Origin of the sequence: Limosilactobacillus sp., from assembly GCF_051873075.1 — a bacterium.
Lineage (GTDB): Bacteria > Bacillota > Bacilli > Lactobacillales > Lactobacillaceae > Limosilactobacillus.
Genome location: NZ_JBJEEM010000045.1, coordinates 1 through 9674, shown reverse-complemented (window position 1 = coordinate 9674; position 9674 = coordinate 1). Strand labels below are relative to the sequence as shown.

Annotated in this window: 10 protein-coding genes and 1 pseudogene; 6 read left to right on the top strand and 5 right to left on the bottom strand. The window is 50.1% G+C overall.

From position 1 onward, the window contains the following. The first annotated feature begins 308 nt into the window (after nt 1-308). From ACI31J_RS05590 to ACI31J_RS05570, 5 genes are all read left to right on the top strand, one after another. Complete coding sequence (locus tag ACI31J_RS05590; protein ID WP_439773451.1) at nt 309-725, top strand: hypothetical protein; 417 nt, start codon at nt 309-311, stop codon at nt 723-725. 35 nt (nt 726-760) lie between these two features. After that, nucleotides 761-2290, top strand: coding sequence for a VirD4-like conjugal transfer protein, CD1115 family (locus ACI31J_RS05585; protein ID WP_439773450.1), 1530 nt, complete (start codon nt 761-763; stop codon nt 2288-2290). A 461-nt stretch (nt 2291-2751) separates the two neighbouring features. Next, nucleotides 2752-3870, top strand: coding sequence for a vitamin B12 independent methionine synthase (locus ACI31J_RS05580; protein WP_439773449.1), 1119 nt, complete (start codon nt 2752-2754; stop codon nt 3868-3870). Nucleotides 3871-3895: 25 nt separating this feature from the next. Then, nucleotides 3896-4372, top strand: a complete 477-nt coding sequence (locus ACI31J_RS05575) for an S-ribosylhomocysteine lyase (RefSeq protein WP_439773448.1) — start codon at nt 3896-3898, stop codon at nt 4370-4372. 45 nt (nt 4373-4417) lie between these two features. Then, entirely contained in the window at nt 4418-5287 is an 870-nt protein-coding gene (locus tag ACI31J_RS05570; RefSeq protein WP_439773447.1) for a MetQ/NlpA family ABC transporter substrate-binding protein, read from the top strand. Nucleotides 5288-5540: 253 nt separating this feature from the next. On the opposite strand, the gene ACI31J_RS05565 is transcribed toward ACI31J_RS05570, so the two are convergent. From ACI31J_RS05565 to ACI31J_RS05545, 5 genes are all read right to left on the bottom strand, one after another. Continuing rightward, nucleotides 5541-6932: a DHA2 family efflux MFS transporter permease subunit gene (locus ACI31J_RS05565; RefSeq protein WP_439773446.1), complete on the bottom strand. Its 1392-nt coding sequence runs from the start codon at nt 6930-6932 to the stop codon at nt 5541-5543. Then, entirely contained in the window at nt 6929-7360 is a 432-nt protein-coding gene (locus ACI31J_RS05560) for a MarR family winged helix-turn-helix transcriptional regulator (RefSeq protein WP_439773445.1), read from the bottom strand. The genes ACI31J_RS05565 and ACI31J_RS05560 overlap by 4 nt, the downstream gene beginning before the upstream one ends. A gap of 118 nt (nt 7361-7478) precedes the next feature. After that, nucleotides 7479-7787: a hypothetical protein gene (locus tag ACI31J_RS05555; RefSeq protein WP_439773444.1), complete on the bottom strand. Its 309-nt coding sequence runs from the start codon at nt 7785-7787 to the stop codon at nt 7479-7481. A 291-nt stretch (nt 7788-8078) separates the two neighbouring features. Beyond that, nucleotides 8079-8693 (bottom strand): hypothetical protein, encoded by a 615-nt coding sequence (locus ACI31J_RS05550; RefSeq protein WP_439773443.1) that lies wholly within the window; start codon nt 8691-8693, stop codon nt 8079-8081. Nucleotides 8694-8749: 56 nt separating this feature from the next. Continuing rightward, on the bottom strand, nt 8750-9385 hold the full coding sequence (locus ACI31J_RS05545) for a phosphatase PAP2 family protein (RefSeq protein WP_439773442.1): 636 nt from the start codon (nt 9383-9385) through the stop codon (nt 8750-8752). A 148-nt stretch (nt 9386-9533) separates the two neighbouring features. Here ACI31J_RS05545 and ACI31J_RS05540 point away from each other — a divergent pair. Then, a pseudogene (locus tag ACI31J_RS05540) lies at nt 9534-9674 on the top strand (chloride channel protein); the annotation flags it as partial.

Genomic DNA, 9674 nt, shown 5'->3' with positions numbered 1-9674 from the left:
ATTTTAAGGCGAAAAATGGCTTGCATTCAGCACGTAAAGTAGTAAAATTAGTACTTGTAGGTGGGACTTCCTGCCTGCAAAGCAGTATTACAATTAAAAGAACCATATTATGAAAGTTTTATTTAAGATGCGTTAATTAGGAACGCAAAGGTTAGAGGGTTCTTAAGACATGTTTGCATGATGGAGTGTTATGTGCTCGTTCATGTTTATTTAGCATACCTTCTGACCAAATAGAGCTCTCATAATATGGCTTTTTTATGTAATACTGCTTTTTTTCGTTGCAATGGCTAGTTTCTGGGGGTAAGAAGATGGAAAAAACAAAGATTGCTAAGCTGGTTTTGAACGCGGAAAACTGCGAATCCTTTGCGATTCCGATGGAAAAGGTCACGGAGCTGCGGGTCGATGATGTTGTTTCTAACATTAGTGCGGACCAAACAGGGGAAATCCAGCGTTCCTGGGCCTGCCGCCGGTTCGTCCTGCAAGTCTCTCGGGCCTTTTTGCATCAATTAGCCACCGAGGCCTTTCACGAAGACGGGGAGTGTATGATGCTGGACGAACGACTCAGCCAGATGCCAGATATCGTCGACGTTGACCTGATCGATACCGACCACCATACCGTCACGTTCAGGTTGCCCTGGCGAGATGGTGAGTACGGCGAAACCAACGTGGCCATGACGACCAGTATTGATCAGGACCGGGACCAGCTCTGCTTGGTCGTTGAATAGTCTTTATCGCTCGCTAACGAATGGAGGAAATATACATGCAGACAATCGGCTTTAACACTTCTGAAGAGCAACCGTCACCTCAAACGCCATGGGTAACCCGCTACCAGCAGGACGCGACCATCTTTGGCCAGCGGACCTTTTTGCCGATCGACTTTTGCCATGCCAAGAACGATAATACCCTGGTGGTGGGGTCAAGCGGGACCGGGAAGACCTACTCATTTGTCGAGCCCAACGTCCTCCAGGCCAATGCCAACTACGTGATTGCGGATGCTAAGGGCGATATCCTGGCGGACACCGGCCGCAGCCTGCAGGACAAGGGTTACCAGCTGCAGGTGTTGAACCTGGTTGATCTGAAGCACTCGATGACCTATAATCCATTGCACTACATGCAGAGCCAGCTGGATGTGGTCTCCTTTGCCCACCAGGTGGTGAGTGCTGACGTGACGGGCCGGGATAACGCTGCGCGGGGATTCGATGATCCCTTCTGGACGAACGCGCCGGCCAGCATCCTGGCTTCGTTGATCATGTTTACCAAGGAGTTCCTGCCTGTAGCTGAGCAGACGATGGGAACGGTGACCCGCCTGTTTGAACTGATCGACCGTCCCGACGAGGATGTCAACGCGGTCCTGGCAACACTTGGCTGTCCAGTACAGGATGGCGAGTATCATTTTGACCATGATCATTATGACGACGGGAATATCGTCCCGGTTAGCCTGGGCGAGCGGCTGTTTTCCTGGGTGCAGGCGCAAACCCCGCGGTCCGTTGCGCTGCGGATGTGGAACAGCGTCACCCGGAGCAAGGACTCACCCAAGACCTGGAGCAGCATCGTCGGGATCTTGGGGACCGCCCTGGCACCGTACATGATCAGCGATGTTGACCACCTGCTGGCCAGCAACCAGCTCGACTTCAACCGCCTCCTGCAACCCAGGACCGCGATATTTGTCCTGTACGATGACGCCGATCCCGCGAAGAACTTCCTCGCCAACGTCTTCTATGCGCAGCTCTTCAGCTTCCTGTACCACCAGGCCTTCCGGATGCCGGCCAACCGTCTGAAAACTAAGGTCCGTTTCTTCCTGGATGATTTTAAGAACATTGCGGTTCCCCACTTCGACGATTACCTGGCAACGGCCCGGAGCCGGAACATCTCGCTGTGCATGATGGTCCAAGATGAATCACAACTGGCCGCGAAGTTTGGTGAGAACGCGGGGAGCGTGATCGGTAACTGCGGCGCCTACCTCATGACGGGGACGACCGACCTGACAATGGCCAAGACGGCGGCCGACCGCTTCAATCGGGACGCCCAGGCTATTCGACGGCTTGGGGAAAGCACCTTCTTGCTGGACATCAGCGGGTACTTGACGCAAGTGGAGCGGTACGATTTCCACAACCATCCCAATTATCGCGCAACGAGATTGGACGTGGCCAAAATCTGCCAGACGCCGCAATTAACCGAATCGTGGACCAAACTAGCTACGATTCTTCAGCAGCTGCCTAAGGAACACAAGACGGTTGAAGACGCTCCGGCTGACGACCTTGACGCCTTGTTTGGTGATCTGCCGCTGTGATCGTTCATTCTTCGGCCTGCGGGGAAATTTCCCGCGGGCTTTTTTTACTGAGAAAAGTTGAAATCTGTTCTTGCATTATGCTAAGAATTGTTATATTATAATGGCAATCAAATTAAGAAATGCTTAGAAAAGATGAGTAACATTCTAATGCAGTTACAGAGAACCGCGCTTGATGAGAACCGGCACTGCTCAGGAATGTGAAGATGGTCTTGGAGCAGTAGCGAGTTGCGAGCGGATGTAAGCAGCTCCCGGGTGGCGCCCGGTACAGCGCCTGGGTTTACCATTAGTGGTGTACCCATTGAGGGTATGGTCGTGAGATCGTACCGAATTAGGGTGGTAACACGTTAATTAATCGTAATTATTAACGTCCCGAAGAACAACCGATTGGGTTGTTCTTCGGGGCTTTTTTATTTCCGAGCTCTCATCATCTTCTCATCTAGCATCGAAAGGATGGATTCAATATGACAGCAAACTTACAAGCACCATATCGCTATGACATTGTCGGCAGCTTCCTTCGACCGGCCAAACTTAAGCAGGCCCGGGCTCGTTTCAAGGCCGGTGAGATTGACCGGGCCGCACTGACCAAGGTCGAGGATGAATGCATCACCGAGCTGATTGCCAAGGAAAAGGCGGTTGGCCTTCACGCGGTAACCGATGGCGAGTTCCGGCGCAGCTGGTGGCACCTCGACTTTCTCTGGGGGCTGAAGGGGGTCGCCAAGTATGACTACCAGCAAAGTTACAAGTTCCAAGGCGCCAAGACCCGGACCGACAATGCCGAGCTGGCTGGCAAGGTGGCCTACAATCCCGACCACCCGTTTTTCAAGGCGTTTGAATTTACCAAGCGGGTTGCCGGAGAGAATGCCGTGGCCAAGCAGACGATTCCGTCACCAACGATGCTCTTCCGGGATAACCGGTCGGACAACTGGCCCGAGTTCTACGATCGCCGTGCTGACTACCTGGCAGACCTCGCCACGGCCTACCGTCTGACGATCAAGCACTTCGCCGATCTGGGTTGCAAGTACCTGCAGATTGATGACACCACCTGGGCCTTCTTGATCAGTAAGCTGAACGCCACCACCGATGACCCGGCGGCCCACGCCAAGTATGTCCAGCTGGCCGAGGATGCGGTGACGGTGATTAACGGGGCCCTGAAGGATCGTCCGGCGGGTCTAACCATCACCACTCATATCTGCCGAGGAAACTTTAAGTCAACCTTCCTCTTTTCCGGTGGTTATGGCCCGGTTGCTAAGTACCTGGCTCAACTTGATTATGATGGCTTCTTCCTCGAGTATGACAGTGATCGGGCGGGAGACTTCGCACCGCTGGCGACCATCTGGAATCAGCGGCCGGATGTCCGAATCGTCCTGGGCCTGGTCACCTCCAAGAGCGGGGAACTTGAGGATCGCACGGCGGTCATCAAGCGGATTCATGAGGCAGCTGAGCATGTCCCATTGGCTAACCTGTGCTTGAGTCCCCAATGCGGTTTTGCCTCGACGGAAGAGGGGAATATCTTAACGGAAGATCAGGAATGGAAGAAGCTCAAATTGATTAAGAGCATTGCCGATGAAGTTTGGGATTAATAAATAGATAAAGGAGATAATTATTATGGCTAAAGTTGAAAGTTTTACATTAGATCACACCAAGGTAAAGGCACCTTACGTTCGTTTGATTACGGTTGAAGAGGGCGCAAAGGGCGACAAGATCAGCAACTATGACTTGCGCCTGGTTCAGCCCAATGAAAACGCCATTCCAACGGCGGGTCTGCACACGATTGAGCACCTGCTGGCCGGCCTGTTGCGTGACCGGCTCACTGGGGTGATTGATTGTTCCCCATTTGGCTGCCGGACCGGTTTTCACCTGATCACCTGGGGCGAACATTCGACCACTGAAGTTGCCAAGGCGCTCAAGTCATCTTTGGAAGAGATTGCCTACAAGACCAAGTGGGAGGACGTTCAGGGGACGACAATCGAGTCCTGCGGGAACTACCGTGACCACTCCCTCTTCTCCGCCAAGGAATGGTCCAAAAAGATTCTCAGCGAGGGAATTTCAGACCAGCCATTTGAACGGCACGTGGTCGATTAAAAGAACAGCATAAGAGAGAACTGAGCAAGAGAGGAGCGGGTTTCAATGCGTAAATCGAGAAAGAAGCACACCATTTGGTGGTGGGTGATCGGGATAATCGTCGTGCTTGCCGTGGGTTTGGGCCTGAGTAGTGCCGCCAACGGAGGACCACTAGGGAAGAAGACGATCACCTTGGGGACGATCGGCCCCGATGTTCAAGTTTGGCAACACATTGCCAAGTCCGACCAGGCCAAGAAGGCGGGGCTGAAGATCCGGGTTAAGAGCTTTACCGACCCGATTGCTCTGAACAAGGCCACTGCCAATGGTGAGATCGATGTTAATGCCTTCCAGTCTTGGTCTTACCTCCAGACCTATAACAAGGAGAACAAAAAGGCACCACTGGTTGCCTTGGGAACCACCTACCTGGAACCCATGGGGATCTACTCGGATCGCTACCATCGGTTAAGCCAAGTACCTGACGGGGCGACGGTGGCGATTGCCAATAACCCGGCCAACACCGCGCGGGGCCTGCTCCTCTTGCAGAGTGCCGGTTTGATTAAATTGAAAAAGAACTTCGGTCCGACCAGCGGGACTGAGGGCATTGCCGCCAACCCGAAAAACCTTAAGTTTAAGGAAATCGACGACACGACCGGTCCCCGGGTATTAAAATCCACCGACTTGGTCTTGATCGGCAACACGATTGCGCTGACCGGTCATCTGAACGTTCTCAAAGATTCGATTTACCACGAAAAGGTCAACCAGAGCACGAAAAACAACATCAATGTTATTGCTACGGCGCAAAAGAACCGTCACAACAAGAATTACCAGAAGCTGGTTGCCCTTTACCACAACCAGCAGATTCAGCAATGGATCAAGAAAAAGTACCAGGGCACGAAGGTTAACGTTGATAAGCCGCTGAGTTATCTTACCGATTAGGGGTTGATAGAATGAATATTGCACGGCATCTCGATACCAATCTACTGGATATCAAATCGGCAACCGCCAAGAAAAGACCGCGCACGTGGCATGATTGGTTAGCTTACCTATTTAACTAAAATGAATATTGTTGGTGCAACCCGGTGAGGAACACTTACCAGGTTGCTTTTTTGTTGTTTGTACTTATAGTTGTAATTTACTTTAACTAAACATAAAACAAAAAAAGATTCCCCGAAAAAGGAATCTCAAAAAATTAATTCAACCGCTGAGGAACAAAACGCAACACCGCTACAACGATGATCATCACAAATACCAGCATTAAAATGAATGCGTGCTGGGTTCCAAGGGCGGTAGCAGCAGCTGTTTTGCCGACTCCTACCTGACTCTTGGCAACAATCATCGCCACCAGTGAAGTTCCCATCGAACCGGCAAATTGTTGCAGGGTATTAAGGATGGCGTTCCCTTGAGCTTGCTTATCCTGGGAAAGACTAGCAAGGGCACTCGTCATGACCGTCCCCATCAACGCACCCATGCCGGACATATAAAGAATATAGACAAGCGCGATGGCCAGGTTGCTCATGGCTGGAGAGAAGAGGGTGAAGATTAAGATCGCCACCGCCATGAGAACACTTCCAGCCAGCACCGGTTTCTTGGGACCATACTGATCTAGCAAGCGACCGCCGATGGGGGCGAACAGCGCTCCACAGAAACCGGCTGGCATCACGACGAGGCCGGCAAGGAGGGCCGTATTATGGTTGACCAGCTGGATGTAGTTGGGAAGCAGGAAGGCAAAGCCCAGGGAACACATCTGAGTGAGAAAGAAGATCAACACGTGACCGGCAAAGCGGTGATTGCTAAACAGCCGTAAATCAAGGATTGGGGTGGTGATACTAAGTGACCGCCAGCTCAATAGCCCCATGGCAATTAGCCCCGTCAAGATTGCCCCACCGACGGACCAGCTCAGCAGCGGTAATGCCGCCAAGTTACTAAAGCCAACGACGAGGCCGGTGAACATGATCGCGACCAGCAGACAGCTTGGGATGTCGAAGTGTTGACGCATGGTGGCTGCCTTTTGCTGAATCCCCCACATGCCGAGCAGTAATGATACTAGCAGGAAGGGGAGGAGGATGTAGAAGATCCACCGCCAGCCCAAACTGGAAACGATAATTCCCCCAAATGTTGGGCCAATGGCCGGGGCAATCCCCGTGATGAGGTTCCCAAAGCCCATCATCAGGCCAATTCTTGGTCGGGGAACCTGTTCCATGATGATGTTAAACATCAATGGTAACGAGATCCCGGTGCCGAGTCCCTGGACCAGGCGGCCAATCAACAAGATGGGGAAGGTTGGGGCGAGGGCATCAATAATAACCCCGGCAATGAAGAAGATTACGGCAGTTAAAAAAAGTGGTTTGGTACGAAAGGACCGTTTCAAAAGTGCTGACAGGGGCACGATGATTGCGACGACCAGCAGATAAATTGAGGTCATCCATTGAACCACGTTGGTCGTCACCCCAAATTCGGTCATTAATTTAGGGAACGAGACGTTCATGGCGGTTTCGACAATCACCCCGCAAAACGACAATAGTCCAGTGGCGATAACCGCAGCGATGACCTTGGCGGGGATCCTAACGGTGTTATTGGTCATATCCTATCTTCCTCCTCAATGTATTGCAACACGCGGGTAACCGCGGCGAGTTCACCTTCAGAAAAGTGCTTTCTGAGGCGCTGCTCTTGACCATTAATATAGGCATGAACTTCTGGAATTAGTTGGCGAGCATTATCCGTCAATTGGACCTGGCGTCTGCGCCGGTCACGCGGATCGATAATCCGCTGAACCAGCTGACGTTTCTCCATTCGTTGGAGGACGATTGTAGTCGTGGACCGGCGGATGTTAAACTCGTTTTCAATTGCTTTTTGGTCGGCGGCCATCTTTTCTTGTCGACTCAGGTAGTCGATAATGTTCATTTGGGTGCCGGTTAGGCCGTTTTGCCGGGCAAAATCATTCATTTGGCGGACAAGACTGACCTCCGCACGTTTAATCAGGCGTCCGATGTTTACCATTTGCTTCGTCATTTCACCACTCCCTTGATTAGTATTCGTCAAATTATTATATTCGACTAATTGTTAGCTGTCAAACAAATTTAGATGAGTTAAAAAAGAGTCACCGTAAATTAGTGACTCCCTTTTAAGACTATTTGTTGATTTGCTGAGCATAATCACGTGCATTGTAGAGTTCGTAGACCACCCAGGTTTCAATCAGGGTAATTACGCAGATCACCAGCATCGTGTAGACGTCGGGAAGAACGAACAGCAGGAACAGGAAGATCCATGAGATCCAGCTCCACATGTTTTCAATCTTGATGATTCGTTGAACACGCTTGGTCGGCGTAACCCGGCCGGAGGTGACAAAGATGTTCCTGATCTGGGCAAAGTAACGAATCTCAAAGAAACTTTCTACGATAAAGATAATGGTTAAGACGGTTAGAAAAATTTGTTCCATGAATAATTACTCCTTCAATAATAATCACATCAACTACTTTAATGTTCTTAACCCCGGTTGGCAATACTGATTTAGTTATTGTTTGCTTGGCAGGGTAATTTTCCTCGTTTATCGATGAATAGGTTAATTTAATAGTTAATTAAACACTTCACCTATTGCCTAAGTAAAAAATGACTGTTACAATACAAAACAGGTAGTGATTGCCTACCTACTTACATGAAGTGGTCAGTGGAGAGTTCATCCTTTCCACTGACTATTTTATTTTAAACAAAAAGAAGGATCATGGCGATCCTAAACAAGGGTATTAAAGATTATGACGACTGTGGGGACCCACACTAGCGAAGCGATTCCACCAGTCATTACTAACGCCTGTTTGCTTACTTGCGGAATTAAGGCGATCTTTTGGCTGAGGCTTTGCTGGTTGATCTGTTTAGCGCTATTGGGCGTTGTCAGGGTAACTTCTTTAACACTTTTAACCTTAGAAGTGTCATTGGACTGGGTTGCTGTCGATTGACTGTTCGCCGGTTGGCTATCATTAACAACGGCTACCGATACCGTGGACGTGGTCTGCTTATCATTGTCGGTTGCGGTGCTCGTACTTTTAGCACTTGTGCTATTAGCAGTTGTACTAGAACTATTTGCGCTGGCCGTATTTTGATTGGTATTCGCCCGACTCGTTGAGTTTTGGTTGACCGTGGTATCGCTATCGGAAGAGGACTTGTCCGAGGCTTCTGCCGAACTGCTGGTGGTACTACTGTTATCGTTCGGGGTAATTAATTTAGTACTTTGGCTATTATCGTTTGCCGTGGCAACCCGGTCGGCAGAGACGGGGGTTGCCAAGAACAGTCCGAGGACCAGGGTAATTCCAACTGTTAAAAGTAATCCAATCTTAAATCGGCTTTTCATGCCAATTCCTCCCATTATATTTTCAACTATTAATTATACTGTCTCGTCAAACGTTTTCAACTGGCAATTTCCCTGTGATCATTAAGCAGCATTTGCCAAGCCGTCGTAGCCAGTAGCCACCAGCCACTGGCCAGGCACAGGCCTGCAAGAACGTCGCTAGTAAAGTGGTTACGTAGGTAGACCCGTGAGGCCATTACCAATATGATCCAGCACCCGGCAACCACCAGCGCAATGACTTGTTGCCAGTGTCTGCTGAGTCGTGGCCAAAGCAATGCGACAACTGCCAAAACAAAAACGGTCGTCGCAAAAGTGTGACCGCTGGGAAAACTGAACCCGTTCGCGGGAATCAACTTGTGATTGGGGCGGGGCCGTTGGATGCTGTATTTGATTGCAATCACCAGTGCATACCCAATGAACTGCAAGCTGATAAATTGTATTCCTCTAATAAGCTGGTGGTGCCACCCATACCCGATACAAATGAGTAGTGAAAGGAACAGGAGTAGCCGGGGATCCCCAAGGTGGGTGATGATGGTAAAAAGCCGGGTCCGCGTAACGGTGGTGGGCTGCAGCAGCCGATAACCCCACTGATCTAAGCGGCGAATCCAGCTAGCATTGTTGTGGGTACCAACGAGGAAAATAGTAAAAATGATCCAGCAGCCGATCCCGGCCAGAGCTTTCGAGTATTTTTTCATCTTAATTATCTTCACCTGGAATTTTGTCAAACTTCTTTTATTATACCGATTTACCAGGCCGCTCGACAAGAATCAGCCTGTAAGTTATTGGTAAACGTGTTAAAATAATTACCGATTTTCAATTCTAATAGTTTGGAGAGTAAAGAGAATGGTAAAAATAACGAAAAACCTGCCACTGGCCATTGCGACAGTGGTACTGGGCGTTGTGGTAGGGTTCAGTTCCCTACTGGTCAGCGTCGTCCTGGACTTGACGGAGCACCTCTTCCTCCACTTTCAGGAGACGAATCTA

What these genes read in the sequence shown, in the direction of transcription:
- ACI31J_RS05565 (WP_439773446.1), bottom strand. Translation starts at nt 6,932, where the DNA reads ATGACCAATAACACCGTTAGGATCCCCGCCAAGGTCATCGCTGCGGTT.
- ACI31J_RS05560 (WP_439773445.1), bottom strand. Translation starts at nt 7,360, where the DNA reads ATGACGAAGCAAATGGTAAACATCGGACGCCTGATTAAACGTGCGGAG.
- ACI31J_RS05575 (WP_439773448.1), top strand. Translation starts at nt 3,896, where the DNA reads ATGGCTAAAGTTGAAAGTTTTACATTAGATCACACCAAGGTAAAGGCA.
- ACI31J_RS05580 (WP_439773449.1), top strand. Translation starts at nt 2,752, where the DNA reads ATGACAGCAAACTTACAAGCACCATATCGCTATGACATTGTCGGCAGC.
- ACI31J_RS05570 (WP_439773447.1), top strand. Translation starts at nt 4,418, where the DNA reads ATGCGTAAATCGAGAAAGAAGCACACCATTTGGTGGTGGGTGATCGGG.
- ACI31J_RS05585 (WP_439773450.1), top strand. Translation starts at nt 761, where the DNA reads ATGCAGACAATCGGCTTTAACACTTCTGAAGAGCAACCGTCACCTCAA.
- ACI31J_RS05555 (WP_439773444.1), bottom strand. Translation starts at nt 7,787, where the DNA reads ATGGAACAAATTTTTCTAACCGTCTTAACCATTATCTTTATCGTAGAA.
- ACI31J_RS05590 (WP_439773451.1), top strand. Translation starts at nt 309, where the DNA reads ATGGAAAAAACAAAGATTGCTAAGCTGGTTTTGAACGCGGAAAACTGC.
- ACI31J_RS05550 (WP_439773443.1), bottom strand. Translation starts at nt 8,693, where the DNA reads ATGAAAAGCCGATTTAAGATTGGATTACTTTTAACAGTTGGAATTACC.
- ACI31J_RS05545 (WP_439773442.1), bottom strand. Translation starts at nt 9,385, where the DNA reads ATGAAAAAATACTCGAAAGCTCTGGCCGGGATCGGCTGCTGGATCATT.